Raw genomic sequence first — 16,264 nt, 5'->3', positions numbered from 1 at the left:
CCCGGTCGGGGCGCTATACTCGCGGCTCGTTCCACTGTATCCGAGTATTTCCATGGGTCTTTCCACAACCGCCACACCCGAGCCGCGCCGCCTGGGCGCGCCATTGTTCGCCCTGGGCCTGCTGCTGGCAGGTGCCTGGTTCCTCAACCTCAATGCCGGCCTCAACCAGGTGCTGCTGCTGATCGTCGGTGCGGCCCTGGGCCTGACGCTCTATCATGCTGCCTTCGGCTTCACCTCGGCCTGGCGGGTATTCATCACCGAGCGTCGCGGGGCCGGCCTGCGTGCGCAGATGGTCATGCTGGCCCTGGCCGTGCTGCTGTTCTTCCCGGCCTTGTCGGCCGGCAGCCTGTTCGGCACACCGGTCAAGGGGCTGGTGGCGCCGGCGGGTGTCTCGGTGGTGTTCGGGGCATTCATCTTCGGCATCGGCATGCAGCTCGGTGGTGGCTGCGCCTCGGGCACGTTGTTCACCGTCGGCGGTGGCAATGCGCGGATGCTGGTGACCTTGCTGTTCTTCATCATCGGTTCGGTGACTGCCACCCATCACGTCGACTGGTGGTTCGCCTTGCCGTCGTTCCCGGCCACCTCCATCGTCCAGGCCTGGGGCGTGGTGCCGGCGCTGATTGCCAGCCTGGCCCTGTTCGGGCTGATCGCATGGGGCACGCGGGTGCTGGAAACGCGTCGCCATGGTGGGCTGGAGGTGCCAGCGTCGAGCGAGCACCAGGGCCTGCGCAGCTTGCTGCGAGGTCCCTGGCCGCTGGTATGGGGCGCCATCGCACTGGCGTTGCTGAACTACGCCACCCTGGCCTTGGCCGGTCGCCCGTGGGGGATCACCTCGGCGTTCGCCCTGTGGGGCGCCAAGACCCTGGGTGGGCTGGGGGTCGATGTCGGTAGTTGGGCGTTCTGGCAGATGCCGGGCAATGCCAAGGCCCTGGCTGCACCGCTGTGGCAGGACGTGACCACGGTGATGGACCTAGGCATTGTCCTCGGTGCGCTGCTGGCCGCGGGCCTGGCCGGGCGTTTCGCGCCGAGCCTGAACATTCCGCTGCCGTCGCTGGTTGCCGCAGTCATCGGCGGCCTGTTGCTAGGCTACGGCTCGCGCCTGGCCTATGGCTGCAACATCGGCGCCTATTTCAGCGGCATCGCGTCGGGCAGCGTACATGGATGGCTGTGGCTGGTGGCGGCCTATAGCGGCAACCTGGTCGGAGTACGCCTGCGCCCGCTGTTCTTCGCGGGCGAGCGCCGCGCGCCGGCCTTGAGCGGCTGCTGAGACTCACCGCCCCGCCATATGAGTGGCTGGGGCGGGTGTCCAAAATCTAACAAGGTGCTTCAGGTTGTTTATCTAACTACTTGAAATTAAAAGACTATCTTCGAGCAATGGCATGCTGCACGCATTGTTCGTAGTAGGTCTGCTTGATTGCGCTCGGCTTGAGCCGCGAGCGACTGTTGTAGGTCTGTTCGGTAATGCCGAATGCCGTCATGCGCATCCACGGCTTGGGAAACCGCCGTGTCTGCAGTTTCTTGCGCGTGGCATACAACGTCACGCCGGAAAGCTTGGCCTGTTGCGCTTCGGCGGCGATCTGCGAACCCCAGTTACAGACGTGCCGATCGTTCTGGTTCAAGGCCCTGGCCTGGGCGCCGAGGGCGACCGTAGCCATTACGCAGCCAGCGATCGTTGCTAGAAATGCCCGCATGTTGCTGTCCTAAGCTTATGAAGGAGAAGGAAGTTTGCCTTCGCCTTGCACGGCCGGGGGCCAGCAGTTTGCCGTCAGTTTTTGAAAAAAGTGATCGTGAGGCAGGCACATGCCAGCCGCCCGCTTCCACGGGAAGTGTTCTGGGACCAGCAGAGGGTGACCGGGGAAGCGGGAGGCGGCATTGCACCGCCCCACGATCGAAAACCTAACGAAGAGGAATCAGGCAGCCTGGTTGCGCTTGCCCTGGGACTTGCGCACCTGGGTACGGCAGGCTTCGCCGAAGGCTTCGAAGATCCGGATCGAGTCAGGGTTCTTCGCAGCTTGCCATTCAGGATGCCACTGCACGGCGAACAGGAACGGCGAAATGCTCGGGGCATGGATGGCTTCCACCAGGCCGTCTTCGGCGTGGGCGATCGGCTCGATGCCTTTGCCCAGCGTGTGCAGGCCCTGGCCATGCAGCGAGTTGACGCGGATCTCGTCGGTGCCGAGCTTCTCACGCAGCCAGCTGCCTGGCTTGATCTTCACGCTGTGCACGGCCTGGTACTGGACATCGACCGGGTCTTCGGGGTTTTCCCGGTGGTCGTTGAAGCCAGGTTCGGCGTAGACCTTCTGGTAGATGTCGCCGCCCAGGGCGACGTTGATTTCCTGCATGCCACGGCAGATGCCGAAGATCGGCAGGCCACGGGCGATCGCCATCTTCACCAGTGGGATGTCGAACAGGTCGCGATCCTTGTCCTGGGCCTTGCCTGGGGTCTGGTTCTCCTGGCCATAGAGGGCCGGGTCGATGTTGCTGCCCGCGCCGGTCAGGTAGACACCGTCGGCCATGTCCAGGTAGGTCTCGAGGTCTTCGGTACCGCAGCAGGTGGGCACCAGGACCGGGACGCAACCGGCGAACTCGACCAGCGGGGTGATGTATTTGTGGGTCATGACCTGGTAGTCATGGCCTTTGCGCTCTTGGGTGCCCATGGTCATCAGGACGACGGGCTTGCGCAGGGAGGGTTGCTTGTTGCCAATGTTGCTGTTGGACATATGTCACCTTGGGACAGGTTCTACCTGTCGTTGTTGTGCAGGCGCACGGCCTGGGCCTGTGTGCGGCCTGGAGCCCCGAGCACTGCCGGCTCGCCAGGCAGGCGATTCCGGTCGGGGCTTGATTCATAGCTTGCCAGAGCCGTTCGATATGTCAAACGAGTGACGGTGGGTGCAGGCGCCGTTTTTCGGGGGTTGTAGGGGCTGGAGGCCTGAGGTGACAAGGGTTTGGCAGGGATTTGGGTCAATAATATTTAACGACGCAGTTGGGTCTTTGCGTGGGTGCAATAAGCGCCGGCGAGCAATAGAGGCGTTTGCGCAAGGCGGTGGACTACTTCGCAGCCGTGCCAATACGGCCCAGGCTCCGCTTGCTTCGTAGGAGCTGGCGGAGCCTGCGATGGGCCGCAAAGCGGCCCCTTGAGTCGGAATAGCTCCACCGTTTGAAGGCTTGGGGCTGCTTTGCAGCCCATCGCAGGCTGTCGCCAGCTCCTACGAGGTTGTCACCCATCAATCAGTGCAGGATCTGCTTGAGAAACGCCTGCGCCCGCGCGGTCTGGGGGTGGTTGAAGAACACTTCAGGCGGGCTGTCTTCGATGATGTGCCCGCCCTCGAGGAACAGCACGCGCTCGGCCACCTGCCGGGCGAAGCCCATTTCATGGGTCACGCAGAGCATGGTCATGCCAGTGCCGGCCAGTTGCACCAGCACGTCCAGGACCTCGGCGACCATTTCCGGGTCGAGTGCCGAGGTGGGCTCGTCGAACAGCATGATCCGCGGCTTCATGCACAGCGCCCGGGCGATGGCCACGCGCTGCTGCTGGCCGCCGGACAGTTGGCTGGGGTACTTGTGTGCCTGGCTCTCGATGCCCACCTTGCTCAGGTACATGCGCGCCCGCTCTTCGGCGTCCTTGCGTGACAGCCCGCGCACGCTGGTGGGCGCCAGCAGGCAGTTGTCCAGCACGCTCATGTGCGGGAACAGGTTGAAATGCTGGAACACCATGCCGATCTCGCTGCGCACCTGGGCCGCCTGGCGGCTGGTGGCGGCAAGGTCGATGCCGGCCACCTGGATGCTGCCTTGCTCGGCAATCTCCAGGCGGTTGATGCAGCGGATCAAGGTCGACTTGCCGGAGCCCGAGGGGCCGCACAGGACGATGCGTTCGCCTTCGCGCACCTGAAGGTCGATGTCGTGCAGTACATGGAAGGCACCATAGTGCTTGTTCAGGCCTTCGATGCGGATCAGCACCGGGCGCGGGTCGGGTTCGGGGGCGAGGCTGGCAAGGCTCAGGGGGGCGGCGGTCATCTTGTTGTTCTCCCGCGTAGGTTCAGTCGAAGCGTGCGGCGCTGTAGGGCGCCGGATCGGTGAAAGGCTCCTGGCCCGTGACCAGTTCGGCCAACAGGCGGCCGGTCACCGGGCCCAGGGTCAGGCCGTGATGGGCGTGGCCGAAGTTGAACCAGAGGTTCTTGTGGCGCGGCGCCGGGCCGATAACCGGGCGCATGTCCGGCAGGCAGGGGCGCCGGCCCAGCCAGGGGCGATCGTCCAGGCGCTCGCCCAGGGCCGGGAACAGCTTGCGCGCCAGGGCTTCGCAGCGGCCCAGCTGGATCTCGTTGCCTGGTGCGTCGTGGGCGGCGAACTCGATGCCGGTGGTCAGGCGTACGCCCCGGGCCATGGGCGCCAGCACGTAGCCGCCCTGGGTATCGCAGATCGAGTGGGCCAGCTCGGCGCCGTCACGGGTGCTGTAGTGCATGTGGTAGCCGCGCTTGATCGCCAATGGGAAGCGATAGCCCAGCGGCTCGAACAGCTCGGCCGACTGCGGGCCGAGGCAGGCCACGACCTCGTCGGCGGTCACCGGGCCTCGGCGGCTGTCCACCTGCCAGTGCTCGCCCACCTGGCGCAGGCTGCGCGCATCGCCATGCAGGAACCGGCCGCCACGTTGGACGAACAGCGCGGCATAGCCGCGGGTCAGGCCGCCGGGGTTGGTCACGGTCTTGGGGTCCAGCCAGTGGATGCCCCCGACCACATCGCCCTCGAGCTGCTGCTCGCGAGCCTGCAGTTGATCGCGTTCTAGGACCTGGTAGCGCAGGCCATAGCGCGCCAGGGCCTGCAGGTCTGCCTTGGCCTGGGCGAACAGGCCAGGGTCGCGGTACACCTCGATCCAGCCCTTGGCCTGGACCAGTGCGCCGAGGCCGGCGGCGTCGATCAGCGCGTCATGTTCCTCGACGCAGCGTTGCACCAGCGGCAGCATGTCGGCCGCCGCACCGGCCAGGCGTCCGGGCGCCGACTGCTGCCAGTAGCGCAGCAGCCAGGGCGCGGCCTTGGGCAGGTGCAAAAGGCTGTAGCGCACGTCGGGCTGGCGGTTCAGGCCATAGCGCAGCAGCGCGCCCAGGCTGCGCGGGAAGGCGTAGGGGATCACGCTGGAGCGCTCGATCAGCCCGGCGTTGCCATGGCTGGTGCCGCTGCCCGGTTCGTCGCGGTCTATCAGGATCACCTGGCGGCCACGGGCCTGCAGGTGCAGGGCGGTGCTGACGCCGACGATGCCGGCGCCCAGGACGATGGTTTGGCAATGCATGGAGCGTATCCTTCGGTCAGTTCAGGTGGCGGCCCAGGCGGGCTTCCAGGTGTTTCAGGGCGCGTCTTACGATTTCCACGATCACCAGGTAGAGCACGGCGGCCCACAGGTAGATCTGGAAGTCGAAGCTGCGCGAGAAGGCCAGCTTGGTTACTCCCATCAGGTCGTACAGGGTCACCAGCGAGGCGATGGCGCTGGCCTTGATCATCAGGATCAGCTCGTTGCCCAGCGGGCCCACGGCCACCAGCAGCGACTGCGGCAGCACCACCTTGAAGAAGGTGGTCGAGCGCTTGAGGCTCAGGGCCCGGGCCGCTTCGTACTGGCCTGGCGCCACGGCCATGAGGCTGCCGCGGAAGATTTCCGCCTGGTAGGCGGCGGTGTTCAGGGTGAAGGCCAGCAGGGCGCAGTACCAGGCCTCGCGGAAGAACCACCACAGGCCCATGTCCTGCCAGAAGCCCTTGAGCGAGCCGAGGCCGTAGTACAGCAGGAACAGCTGGGCCAGCAGAGGCGAGCCACGGAAGAAGTACACGTAGCCGGCGGACAGGTGCTGCAGCACCCGGCTGCGCGACAGGCGCGCCAGGGCCAGCAGCAGGCCCAGGACGGCGCCGAGGGTAAAGGAGATCGCCACCAGCTTGGCGGTCACCAGCAGGCCGTCGACAAAGCGCGGCCCGTAGCGCTCCAGGAGGTCGGGGTCGAGCACCATGGCCAGCAGTTGTTCGAAACTCATGCCCGGGCTCCTTGTAGGTGACGGTTGCAACGTCGTTCGATGAGAGCGAAGACCCGCCCCGAGAGTGCCGAGAACAGCAGGTAGCCCAGGCAGGCGACGCCATAGAAGAACATCGGTTCTTTGGTCACGCTGACGGCCAGGTTGGTCTGGCGCATCAGGTCGACCAGGGAAATGGTCGAGACCAACGAGGTATCCTTGAGCAGCGACAACCAGTTGTTGGACAAGCCCGGCAGGGCGATGCGGGTCAGTTGCGGCAGCACCACCTTGAAAAAGCCGGTGCGTTGGCTTAGGCCCAAGGCCGAGCAGGCTTCCACCTGGCCCTTGGGCAGCGTCTTGAACGCCGCCAGCCAGATTTCGCTGGAAAAGGCCGCGAACACCAGGCTGAAGGCGATCATCGCTGCCAGGAAGGTGTTGATCAGCACTTCCCCTTCATAGCCCATGGCCGCCAGCAACTTTTGCGCGGCGATCTGGCAGCCGTAGTAGATGATCAGCAGGGTCAGCAGCTCCGGCAGGCCGCGGAACACGGTGGAGAAACTGGTCGCCCAGGCGCGTGCCGCGCGGTTGCGCGAGCGGGCGGCAAGGGCGACCAGCAGGCCCAGGGGCAGGCCGATGGGCAGGCAGGCTAGGGCCAGCGACAGGGTCACCAGGGCACCGGCCAGCAGTGCCTGGCCCCAGCCACCGCTGGCCAAGGACAGCAAGGACAAATGTTCGAGCATGCAAAGTGCTCCTTTGCTTCAGCCTCACGCGATACCTGAGGGCAGCGAGGACCTTGTGGGAGTGGGCTTGCCCCGCGATGGCGTTGGCCCAGACGATGAGGGTGGGCCTGCCGACGCTATCGCGGGACAAGCCCGCTCCCACAGGGCACTGCAGCCCTGTTGAAGCGGGTGAGTCCGCAGGGTCAGTTGTAGATGTCGAAGTCGAAGTACTTGCTGGCGATCTTCTGGTAGGTGCCGTTGGCGACGATTTCGTCCAGGGCCTTGTTCAGACGCTGGCGCAGGGCCTCGTCGTCCTTGCGCACGGCGATGGCGGCATTGGCCTTGGTGCCGTTGACGTCGCCGAGGACCTTGCAGCAGTCCTGGCCGTTCTTGTTGACCCACTCGTGCAACGGGAACTTGTCGGCGATCACCCCGTCCAGGCGGCCGGCGGCGAGGTCGGCGTTGGCCTCGTCCATGGTCGGGTAGAGCTTCACGTCGGCACCGGCCTTGGCATACACGTCTTCGGCATAGATGGCCTGGGTGGAGGAGGACTGGGCGCCGACTGTGTAGCCCTTGAAGTCGCTTTGGGCATCGCTGATCGGGCTGTCCTTGGCCACCGCCACGGTCAGCGGGGTGCGGTAGTAGTGGTTGGTGAAGGCGATCTTCTTGCGCCGCTCCTCGGTGTCGATCATCGAGGCGACCACGGCGTCATACTTGCGTGCCATCAAGGCCGGGATGATGCCTTCCCAGTCCTGGGCCACCAGGGTGCATTCGACCTTCATCTGCGCGCACAGGGCATGGGTGATGTCGATATCGAAGCCGTGCAGCGTGTTGTCGGCGTCGACGTAGTTGAAGGGCGGGTAGGCACCTTCGGTGGCGAACCGCAGGGTTTCGGCGCTGGCCGCGCCCGCCAGGAACAGGGCACACGCACCCACCACAGCCATGGTCTTTCTCATCTTGCACCTCTGGACGTTCACTCTTGCTATTGTTGTTTGCTCGCGGGCCACGAGGTGTAGCCGACGAACTCGTTATGTAGAGCGGCAGTTGCTTCCAAGCGTCTTTCAACATCAGGCCCCAGCTTCCTGCAGACCTCGTTGACCATCAGATGCACCCACGACAGCATCGCCGAGGTGGATTCCCAGAAGAGATTGAATTCGGTGGGGATGCGGAACACCTCGTCGGCGTTGGCGTCGGCCCAGTCGCAGAAGGTGTCGGTCACTAGGGTGACCGGGATGCCGGCCTGGCGCGCCTTCTGGCACAGCTGCAGGGCATGGCGGGAATAACGGCGTGCCTCGAACACCACCAGCGCGCTGTCCTCGGCGCGGCCGAGCAGCACTTCGCCGAAGTGCCCGGCGCTGCCGTCGACCAGCTGCACGCCATCGCGCAGGTATTGCAACAGGTGGCTCATGCACATGGCCACGCCGCGTTCGGTCTGGAAACCGGCGATGAACACCCGCGGCTTGGCCGCCAGGCGCTGGGCGACCTGTTGCCAGGCCTGGCCACGGCTGTATTCATGCACCCGGACCAACGCCGCGATCTCCAGCTCTAGGCTGCCGGAGCTCTCGCTGTCGTCCTGCCCCTGGCGGTATTCTTGCAGGCGATCACCCACCAGCCAGGGGCCATCGCCCAGGTCGCTCTGCAGGTCCTGCTTGAGTGCCTTGAGGTGCGCATAGCCCAGGGCGCGGCAGAAGCGGCCGACGCTGGACTCGCTGACGCCCAGCTTGGCGGCGATGCTCGCAGAGGTCTGGAACGGCAGTTCATGGAGGTTGGCGAGCATGTAGCTGGCGATCTTGCGGCCCGAGGCTGCGGTGCTGTGCAGGCTGTTCTCGAGGCGTTGCTTGATCGGTTGGCTCATGGTCGGCTCCGGGTGAGATGAGGCGTGGATAGAAAATGGATGTTTTCTGTCATCAAGTCAACAATTGACAGATAGCTGTCATTCGCGGGACAGTTTTGCCCTTGCCTACGCTGTAGCCATTCCAATTCCAAGAAAGGAGCTCCAGATGTCCGCACCCTCCGCCAACCCTGTCGTGCGCGTGCCTTTCGCCGAGCTGCAGGCGCTGCTGCAACGGATCTTCCTGCGCCACGGTTGCGCCGAGCCGGTCGCTGCCGTGCTGGCCTTCAACTGTGCCAGCGCGCAGCGCGATGGCGCCCACAGCCATGGGGTGTTTCGTATCCCTGGCTATGTCTCGACCCTGGCCAGCGGCTGGGTCGATGGCCAGGCCATACCCCAGTTGAGCGATGTGGCACCGGGTTACGTGCGGGTCGATGCCCGAGGTGGTTTTGCCCAGCCGGCCCTGGCTGCGGCCCGGCCCCTGCTGGTCGAGAAAGCCCGCAGCGCCGGGGTCGCGGTGTTGGCGATCCACAATTCGCACCATTTCGCGGCGCTCTGGCCGGACGTCGAGCCGTTCGCCGACGAAGGGCTGGTGGCCCTGAGCGTGGTCAACAGCATGACCTGCGTGGTGCCACATGGGGCGCGCAAGCCACTGTTCGGCACCAACCCCATCGCCTTCGCTGCGCCTTGTGCCGGGCATGATCCGATCGTCTTCGACATGGCCACCAGCGCCATGGCCCATGGCGACGTGCAGATCGCCGCGCGGGCCGGCGAGCAGTTGCCGCCGGGCATGGGCGTGGACGCCCAGGGCCAGCCCACCTGCGACCCCAAGGCGATTCTGGAAGGCGGTGCCTTGTTGCCGTTCGGCGGGCACAAGGGCTCGGCGCTGTCGATGATGGTCGAGCTGCTGGCCGCGGCGCTGACCGGCGGGCACTTCTCATGGGAGTTCGACTGGTCCGGGCACCCGGGGGCGAAGACGCCGTGGACCGGGCAGTTGATCATCGTCATCGACCCGAGCAAGGCTGAAGGCGAGCGCTTCGCCCAGCGCAGCCGGGCGCTGGTGGAGCACATGCAGGCGGTGGGGCTGAGCCGTATGCCTGGGGAGCGCCGTTACCGCGAGCGGGAGCTGGCGCAGCGTGAAGGGGTGGCTTTGACCGAGCAGGAATGGCAAGGGCTCAAGTCGTTGGTTGAGTGACTCTGCGGAGGGCTTGGGGCGGGGTGGTGGCTGTGGGATCTAGCGCCGCCCGCGCGGCGCTCGATCCCACAGGCGTCAAACGTGCAAAGCCGAACATGCAAGGCTGCATTGACACCCTTGCACATCAGTGATGTTCCTCCAGCGCCACTGCAGGTATCCTCGCAGGCAGCATTCCCCGAACTGTCCTGATCCAAGGAGCTGTGCGCTGTGTTCAAACATGTCGATGCCTATGCCGGCGACCCGATTCTCTCGCTGATGGAGACCTTCAAGGCCGACCCCCGTGCCGACAAGGTCAACCTGAGTATCGGCCTGTACTACGACGAAGCGGGCGTGGTGCCGCAACTGGCGGCGGTGGGCGAGGTGGAGAAGCGCCTGGCCGACCGGCCCCACGAAGCCTCGCTTTACCTGCCCATGGAAGGTCTGGCCAGCTACCGCCAGGCGATCCAGGCACTGCTGTTCGGGGCCGACCACCCGGCCGTGACCGGTGGTCGCGTGGCCACCGTGCAGACCGTCGGCGGTTCCGGTGCGCTGAAGGTCGGTGCCGATTTCCTCAAGCGCTACTTCCCGCAGTCGCAGGTCTGGGTCAGCAACCCGACCTGGGACAACCACCGCGCCATCTTCGAAGGTGCAGGCTTCAAGGTCCACACCTACCCGTACTTCGATGCGGCCAGCCGTGGCCTGGACTTCGCCGGCATGCTCGGCACGCTGCAGGCGCTGGAGCCGAACAGCATCGTCCTGCTGCACCCATGCTGCCACAACCCCACCGGCGTCGACCTGGACCAGAGCCAATGGCAACAGGTGGTCGAGGTGGTCAAAGCGCGCCAGCTGATTCCGTTCCTGGATATCGCCTACCAGGGTTTCGGCGAAGGCCTGGTGGAAGATGCCTACGCCATTCGCGAAATGGCCCGTGCCGGCGTGCCGTGCCTGGTGAGCAATTCGTTCTCGAAGATCTTCTCGCTGTATGGCGAGCGGGTAGGGGGCTTGTCGGTGGTCTGCGACGACGACGCCACCGCCCAGAGCGTGCTCGGTCAGCTCAAGGCCACCGTGCGCCGCAACTATTCCAGCCCACCCTGCCACGGCGCCCAGCTGGTGGCCGGCGTACTGGGTGATGCCGGCCTCAACGCCCAATGGGTGGCGGAAGTCGAAGTGATGCGCAAGCGTATCCTCGACATGCGCCAGGGCCTGGTGGACCTGCTCGGCGAGCTGCTGCCAGGCCAGGACTTCCAGTTCTTCCTGCGTCAGCGCGGCATGTTCAGCTACACAGGCTTCAGCGTCGCCCAGGTGCGCCGCCTGCGTGACGAGTTCGGTGTGTACCTCATCGACAGCGGCCGGGTATGCATGTCCGGGCTGCGCCCGGCCAACCTGCGTCGCGTGGCCGAGGCCTTCGCGGCCGTGCAACAGGGCTGAAGCCTCGCCAGGGTACCTTCACGGTGCCCGGCAGGTTGTTCGCCTGGAATGAGGGGCCTGCGCGTCAGGCCCCTCGTTCGTTCACTCATGGCAGCAATGCCCCGCTTGGGCGCTCGCCGCATAGCGGTCATGGTGACGCACCCAGTCCATGGTGCCTTCCTCGTTACGCCCCAGCGGCGCGACATCGAGGAAGTTGTACGCCCCCACCAGGATGTCCAGCCCCCGGGCATAGGTGGAATAGGTGTGGTACACCTCGCCGTCGTCGTCCCGATAGAACGCGCTCAGCCCCGGCAGCTCCCGCTCGTTGCCCGTATAGGGCTCGTAGTTGTACTGCGCCGAGCCGTCGGTGGCCATGCGCACGCCGAAGTCCTCGTTGAAACGGCTGCCGTTGGAGGAGAACCAGGGAAAGCGCCAGCCCATGCGTCGGCGAAAATCCTGGAACTGGGCATACGGCGCCTGCGACACCGCCACCAGCGATACATCGTGGTGCGCCAGGTGCAGGTTGGCACCGTCGAAATGATCGGCCAGGAACGAACACCCTGGGCAGCCTTCGCTCCAGCCCTCGGCGAACATGAAGTGATAGACCAGCAACTGGCTGCGCCCGGCGAACAGGTCGGCCAAACCCAATTCACCTCCCGGCCCCTGGAAACGGTAGGCCTGCTCGACCTTCACCCAAGGCAAGGCTCGCCGGGCTGCGGCGAGTTCGTCACGTTGGTGGGTGAAGGCCTTCTCGTGCAGCCACAACTGGCGCCGTGCGGCGAGCCATTGGCTGCGGGTGACCACCTCGTGGTCGATCGGGGAATTGCTCATGGTGGCTGACTCCGTTGGGGGGGGTCAGCTACTGGTCGAGCGGCGAGGGGGCTGATCGACTGCGCCTGGCTGTTGGGCGACGAACGGGCGTCGGTTTTACTGTGCGATATAGACCGACTTGAGGATGAGCACAGCAGTTCGATATAGGCGTGATATTCCTGCTCGGCTGGGTATGCGTGAATTTCCATGAAACGCTAAAGCCGCCCGAGCAAGTCTCGGAACCTTGGGCTGTATTCAAAGTGCTTTCAGTTTTCCTCGATAGGGCGTGGTGGCGTTTTGCGTTGATGTGGGTTGGCAGCCATTAGGGCTCGTGCGCCAGTGCATTACCGAACCCAAAGCCGTGGTCTCTGACGATTGACGTGGTGGAGGTTGGGCCAATCAGTATTGGATCCCCCATGCATCGCGCAAGAGTTTGAGGAGGTCCGCGACACTGGACATTAGATAGACAGGCCAAGGGTAAAGGGGGCTGGTGTGCACGATTTGGTCTGCCGAATACAAGGTGCCTGTGAGCAAAATCGTGACCGTACCGATGAATGCAATGCGGCGCATGATCTCTCCGATTCCAGCGATCGGCGGGTTGCCGTTTTTGTTTTTGATTATCGGAAGTCTAAAGACTCCGGCTGACAGAGACTTAACAAATCGCGCCAGAAAAAGAGCAATTCATGAATGTGTGCGCGAGATATTGACTGACCGAACCGCATGCCGGCACCGACCTGGCTGGTCGGCGAGCCGAACAAAGGCCTGGCTGCGATGTTCACCATGATGAACTACGAACGACTGGGCGTGGGCGTCCAAGGATTGGCATTTTCCAGCTATGTCGCCATGCAGCTGGATAAGTCCAGGTACAGCGAAGACGCCGGCGAGCGCAAGCGCGCAGAACAACTGGTCGCGTTGCTGACGCCGGTTGCCAAGGCATTCCTGACCGATATGGGGTTGGAAGCCACGTTGCACGGCCAACAGGTGTTTGGCGGGCATGGTTATATTCGCGAATGGGGCCAGGAACAATTGGTACGTGACTGCCGTATCACTCAGATCTATGAGGGTACGAATGGCATTCAGGCGCTGGATCTGCTCGGCCGCAAGGTCCTGGGAACGGGAGGCGCCTCTGCGAAAACCTTGATCGACGAGGTGCTGGGTTTCATCCATTCGGCGCCACCAACACTGGCCGAATTTACCGCACCCTTGAAAGCTGCGGTCCTCAATCTTGAGGAGTTGACGGACTGGATCCTGGACCGCGCCAAGGGTGATCCCAACGAAGTGGGTGCCGCCTCGGTCGAGTACCTGCATGTCTTTGGCTACACCGTCTACGCCTATATGTGGGCGCGAATGGCTCATACGGCGCTGCCCAAAGCAGGTCAACACGACTTCTACGCAAGCAAGCTGGGTACTGCGCGTTTCTACTTTGCCCGCCTGCTACCTCGGATCCATTCATTGATAGCCTCGGTGAAAGCCGGAAGTGAATCGCTTTATCTGCTGGACAGTTCGCAGTTCTGAGTCATGCGCATGGCAACAGTGTTGCCAAGCCGTCTTCACTCGGCAGGGCCGTTGTAGTTTTTTCGACCTCGGAGCAAGCGGGGTTGCCTGGTCAGCCCGGTTCTTCGTTGCCATTGGAGCGGGGTAACGCCAAACCAGCGATGAAAGGCGCGGCTGAAGCCACTCGAGTCTGCATATCCCAGAAGCTTAGCTAGCCTGCTCATGCTGATGGCAGGATCCTTCAGGTAGTGCTGGGCTGATTCCTGGCGCACTTCGTCCAGAAGCTGCTGGAATGAAGTCCCTTCGGCGAAGAGTTGACGTTGCAACGACCGTGGATTCAGGACCATCCAGCTGGCGGCCTTGTCCACTGTCGCACGGCCGCTGGGAAGCAGGTGGCGGAGCAGCTGCTTGATGGATCCAGGGAGTGCCGCGCTGGACAAGCGCTCCATTCGGCCTATGTGTGTTTCCAGCAATTGGTGCAATGTTGTGTCCTTGGCGTTCAGCGGCATCGACAGGACATCCCGTGGAAAGACCAGGCCGGTAAACGCCGACGAAAACATCGGAGGTGAGCCAAGGATGCTCCTGTAGTCCTGCTCGCTGCCAAGTGGCGCATGGGTAAAGGCCACATGATCAGGTTGCCATTCGTCACCGATCATCGCACGCAACAGTTTCAGGGCCACGGCGCACATCAGCTCTGCGGCCTGGAACTGCCCGGGACCGTACTGCCGAGGTGTTGAAAACTCGAGGCGAACCTGATCGCGTGCAGGTAGGAGCTCCATGCTGACCGCACCATTGAACACCGCATAATTGTCCTTGAGCTCCAGCAGTGCTTCGCCTACCGATTGGGTGCTGCCAAGCAGATAGAGCATGTCACCGAATACCGCTAGCCCTTGGTGCATCCCGAACCGCAAACCGAACAGCGGCTGCTCGGCATGTTGTGCGCACAAATCCAGCAATCCGCAGTAGCGTTGGTAGGCAAGGATCTGCTGGGGGAATTGTTCTACGTCCACAGGCAAAGCCATCAGCCGGAGCATTGCCGTCGGCCTGAGCCCGTCATTGCTGGCGAATTCGGTAAATTTGCTGAGCGCCAGCGCACGGATGAATGAGCCAGTGGTCGTTCTGCGCTCGCGGGGCGTGGCGGATACCGCTTTCATGGCTGAGACGCCTCGTGGGCTTCCAGTGCAGCCAGTTGCCCTGTCTGTTGTTGCCGCCATTTCTGTGGGCTGATGCCGTTCCAGCGGGTAAAAGCGCGGGAAAAGGCGCCCAGACTGGTGTAGCCAAGCAACGCGGAAAGCTGTGTCAGATTCACGGTGGAGTCACAGAGATAACGCTTGGCCATGGCTTGCCGGGTATTGTCCAGCAAAGCCTGGAAGTGGGTACCTTCGGCTTGCAGGTAACGCTGCAGAGTCCGCGGGCTGAGCGCAAGTTGCCTGGCTATCTGTTCAAGGCTGGCCTGGCCATCGCAAAGGCCGTGCCGCATTAGCCGTTGCACATGGGCGGGGAGTTCGCGCAGGGTGAGGTACGCAAACGCGTCATAGTGGTTTTTCATTAACACCTGCAAGCCAGCATCACGCTCACCGAGCGCGTGGCTCAGCAGGGCGTGATCGAATACCCAGGCATTGACTGCGCTGTCGAAGCGCGGAGTGATGTCCAGCAAGGCTCGGTAAGTGTTCAGACGGGTGCCGGCAGCGTGGCGAAGCAGAAGCTCCTGGGGTTTCCAGGCCCGCCCTAGGAGGCTCTCCATGATCCGGGTGCCGAGCGCCATGGCAAGCTCGACGGTCTGCCGAGTGGCTGTCACGTTTGCGTCTATCACGTCATAGAGCAACCAGGCTTGATTTCCCCGCTGCTCAAGCCTTAGCTCCGCGCCATTGCTGTGGGTCGGGAAATAGCGAATCAATGCCTGCAGCGCATCGCCAACCGTGTGGGCGCTGCTTACCACATAGTGCAGCGTTCCCAGCGCCGAAAGCCCTTGTTGCAAGCCAAGCTGCAGGCCGAACAGCGCATTGCCGGACCTGCGCGACGCCAACTCTAGGAGTGCGGCAAAGCGTTCACCGCTGAGCGGCAGGTCAGTCCGGCCGTCCAACACGCCTGCCTCTTCAAGCAGCGCACGGGCATCCAGACCCTGGCGAGTCGAGAACTCGTCGAAACCGAGCAGGGCGATGTCGAGGACGAAAGAAGTCATGTCGAAGGTTCTGGTCCGGCAGTGTGCATGCAATGCCCGAGGTGGTGATGGGGCATCGTAACAGCTGTCCGCCACCCTGGAACATGGCTTTCCAGGCTGTCATAAAAAGCCTGTTTAGTGGCGCGATATGTGAAGCAATCAAGCATCTTTGCCCGTCAGACTCGGAGAGGACGCACCAACAAAAACAAACTCTGCTGCGGCCAAGCGCCGATTACGGAGACCGTCATGACTCGAATGCTTATCGTCATTGTGTTCGTTGTGCTGGTTGCAGGTGGTGTCTACCTGTCGACTGTGGGCGCTTCTGCGAGCCCCGGCATTACCCCTCACATTCACCCCGTTGCCGGAATCGGCGATGTTTTTCGGCATTAGGGCACAGGCTCATTGAATGTCGCCTTGACCAAAGCCTGCCTGCGTAATTGAGCGCTCATTGCGGCCTTCCACTTTTTACTTTCCTCGATGACGCCTGCCTGCCCCGCTCGGATCCGCCCGGGGCAGGGGAGAATGCATTCTCATCGAATTAAGGTAACAAGTGTTCCGTAATTGCACATTTTGTTCTTGTGCGTGCTTCAGAGATGGGCATCTGAGTTGTCAGGTATCACATATCAATCGTTATAAAAATGTAACTAATTGAAAATAAACATGAAAAAATATTGGCAAACAAAT

Annotated in this window: 14 protein-coding genes and 1 pseudogene; 4 read left to right on the top strand and 11 right to left on the bottom strand. The window is 63.2% G+C overall.

The annotated features are described in order from the left end of the window. Positions 1–52: 52 nt before the first annotated feature. On the top strand, positions 53–1,267 hold the full coding sequence (locus tag AC1MHZ_RS20535) for a YeeE/YedE family protein (RefSeq protein ID WP_482966844.1): 1,215 nt from the start codon (positions 53–55) through the stop codon (positions 1,265–1,267). Positions 1,268–1,361: 94 nt separating this feature from the next. On the opposite strand, the gene AC1MHZ_RS20530 is transcribed toward AC1MHZ_RS20535, so the two are convergent. The 8 genes from AC1MHZ_RS20530 to AC1MHZ_RS20495 all read right to left on the bottom strand — a co-directional run bounded on the left by AC1MHZ_RS20530 (position 1,362) and on the right by AC1MHZ_RS20495 (position 8,558). Further along, on the bottom strand, positions 1,362–1,691 hold the full coding sequence (locus AC1MHZ_RS20530; protein WP_084857540.1) for a hypothetical protein: 330 nt from the start codon (positions 1,689–1,691) through the stop codon (positions 1,362–1,364). 219 nt (positions 1,692–1,910) lie between these two features. After that, on the bottom strand, positions 1,911–2,720 hold the full coding sequence (locus AC1MHZ_RS20525) for a gamma-glutamyl-gamma-aminobutyrate hydrolase family protein (protein ID WP_084857541.1): 810 nt from the start codon (positions 2,718–2,720) through the stop codon (positions 1,911–1,913). 508 nt (positions 2,721–3,228) lie between these two features. Then, on the bottom strand, positions 3,229–4,014 hold the full coding sequence (locus AC1MHZ_RS20520; protein WP_084857543.1) for an amino acid ABC transporter ATP-binding protein: 786 nt from the start codon (positions 4,012–4,014) through the stop codon (positions 3,229–3,231). A gap of 22 nt (positions 4,015–4,036) precedes the next feature. After that, on the bottom strand, positions 4,037–5,281 hold the full coding sequence (locus AC1MHZ_RS20515; protein WP_084857545.1) for an NAD(P)/FAD-dependent oxidoreductase: 1,245 nt from the start codon (positions 5,279–5,281) through the stop codon (positions 4,037–4,039). A gap of 16 nt (positions 5,282–5,297) precedes the next feature. Continuing rightward, positions 5,298–6,008: an ABC transporter permease gene (locus AC1MHZ_RS20510; RefSeq protein ID WP_084857546.1), complete on the bottom strand. Its 711-nt coding sequence runs from the start codon at positions 6,006–6,008 to the stop codon at positions 5,298–5,300. Beyond that, a complete protein-coding gene (locus AC1MHZ_RS20505; RefSeq protein ID WP_084857548.1) occupies positions 6,005–6,724 on the bottom strand; it encodes an ABC transporter permease in 720 nt (239 codons plus the stop codon). The genes AC1MHZ_RS20510 and AC1MHZ_RS20505 overlap by 4 nt, the downstream gene beginning before the upstream one ends. Before the next feature lie 182 nt (positions 6,725–6,906). Beyond that, entirely contained in the window at positions 6,907–7,659 is a 753-nt protein-coding gene (locus AC1MHZ_RS20500; RefSeq protein WP_084857549.1) for a transporter substrate-binding domain-containing protein, read from the bottom strand. A gap of 26 nt (positions 7,660–7,685) precedes the next feature. Continuing rightward, a complete protein-coding gene (locus tag AC1MHZ_RS20495) occupies positions 7,686–8,558 on the bottom strand; it encodes a MurR/RpiR family transcriptional regulator (protein ID WP_368829403.1) in 873 nt (290 codons plus the stop codon). Positions 8,559–8,703: 145 nt separating this feature from the next. Here AC1MHZ_RS20495 and AC1MHZ_RS20490 point away from each other — a divergent pair, with 145 nt between their 5' ends. Beyond that, the gene (locus AC1MHZ_RS20490; protein ID WP_482966843.1) at positions 8,704–9,729 is read left to right on the top strand and encodes an Ldh family oxidoreductase; all 1,026 of its coding nucleotides are present in this window, start codon (positions 8,704–8,706) and stop codon (positions 9,727–9,729) included. A gap of 207 nt (positions 9,730–9,936) precedes the next feature. Next, entirely contained in the window at positions 9,937–11,136 is a 1,200-nt protein-coding gene (locus AC1MHZ_RS20485) for an amino acid aminotransferase (RefSeq protein ID WP_482966842.1), read from the top strand. A gap of 81 nt (positions 11,137–11,217) precedes the next feature. Here the strand turns inward: AC1MHZ_RS20485 and AC1MHZ_RS20480 are convergent, their stop codons facing one another. Further along, positions 11,218–11,946, bottom strand: coding sequence for a DUF899 domain-containing protein (locus AC1MHZ_RS20480; protein ID WP_084857557.1), 729 nt, complete (start codon positions 11,944–11,946; stop codon positions 11,218–11,220). A gap of 705 nt (positions 11,947–12,651) precedes the next feature. Between AC1MHZ_RS20480 and AC1MHZ_RS20475 the strand changes: the two are divergent. Next, a pseudogene (locus AC1MHZ_RS20475) lies at positions 12,652–13,440 on the top strand (acyl-CoA dehydrogenase C-terminal domain-containing protein); the annotation flags it as partial. 35 nt (positions 13,441–13,475) lie between these two features. Here AC1MHZ_RS20475 and AC1MHZ_RS20470 read toward each other — a convergent pair. Further along, positions 13,476–14,573 (bottom strand): AraC family transcriptional regulator, encoded by a 1,098-nt coding sequence (locus tag AC1MHZ_RS20470; RefSeq protein ID WP_084857559.1) that lies wholly within the window; start codon positions 14,571–14,573, stop codon positions 13,476–13,478. Beyond that, positions 14,570–15,601 (bottom strand): AraC-like transcriptional regulator QhpR, encoded by a 1,032-nt coding sequence (gene qhpR / locus AC1MHZ_RS20465; RefSeq protein ID WP_324816000.1) that lies wholly within the window; start codon positions 15,599–15,601, stop codon positions 14,570–14,572. Before qhpR ends, AC1MHZ_RS20470 begins: the two co-directional genes overlap by 4 nt. Positions 15,602–16,264 lie beyond the last annotated feature (663 nt).

Source organism: Pseudomonas sp. FA-1 (genome assembly GCF_056856075.1).
Note: the sequence above shows the minus strand (reverse complement) of the source record. Positions and strands in the feature narration are given on the sequence as shown.

What these genes read in the sequence shown, in the direction of transcription:
- AC1MHZ_RS20530 (WP_084857540.1), bottom strand. Translation starts at nt 1,691, where the DNA reads ATGCGGGCATTTCTAGCAACGATCGCTGGCTGCGTAATGGCTACGGTC.
- AC1MHZ_RS20520 (WP_084857543.1), bottom strand. Translation starts at nt 4,014, where the DNA reads ATGACCGCCGCCCCCCTGAGCCTTGCCAGCCTCGCCCCCGAACCCGAC.
- AC1MHZ_RS20525 (WP_084857541.1), bottom strand. Translation starts at nt 2,720, where the DNA reads ATGTCCAACAGCAACATTGGCAACAAGCAACCCTCCCTGCGCAAGCCC.
- AC1MHZ_RS20490 (WP_482966843.1), top strand. Translation starts at nt 8,704, where the DNA reads ATGTCCGCACCCTCCGCCAACCCTGTCGTGCGCGTGCCTTTCGCCGAG.
- AC1MHZ_RS20505 (WP_084857548.1), bottom strand. Translation starts at nt 6,724, where the DNA reads ATGCTCGAACATTTGTCCTTGCTGTCCTTGGCCAGCGGTGGCTGGGGC.
- AC1MHZ_RS20510 (WP_084857546.1), bottom strand. Translation starts at nt 6,008, where the DNA reads ATGAGTTTCGAACAACTGCTGGCCATGGTGCTCGACCCCGACCTCCTG.
- AC1MHZ_RS20480 (WP_084857557.1), bottom strand. Translation starts at nt 11,946, where the DNA reads ATGAGCAATTCCCCGATCGACCACGAGGTGGTCACCCGCAGCCAATGG.
- qhpR (WP_324816000.1), bottom strand. Translation starts at nt 15,601, where the DNA reads ATGACTTCTTTCGTCCTCGACATCGCCCTGCTCGGTTTCGACGAGTTC.
- AC1MHZ_RS20535 (WP_482966844.1), top strand. Translation starts at nt 53, where the DNA reads ATGGGTCTTTCCACAACCGCCACACCCGAGCCGCGCCGCCTGGGCGCG.
- AC1MHZ_RS20515 (WP_084857545.1), bottom strand. Translation starts at nt 5,281, where the DNA reads ATGCATTGCCAAACCATCGTCCTGGGCGCCGGCATCGTCGGCGTCAGC.
- AC1MHZ_RS20470 (WP_084857559.1), bottom strand. Translation starts at nt 14,573, where the DNA reads ATGAAAGCGGTATCCGCCACGCCCCGCGAGCGCAGAACGACCACTGGC.
- AC1MHZ_RS20495 (WP_368829403.1), bottom strand. Translation starts at nt 8,558, where the DNA reads ATGAGCCAACCGATCAAGCAACGCCTCGAGAACAGCCTGCACAGCACC.
- AC1MHZ_RS20500 (WP_084857549.1), bottom strand. Translation starts at nt 7,659, where the DNA reads ATGAGAAAGACCATGGCTGTGGTGGGTGCGTGTGCCCTGTTCCTGGCG.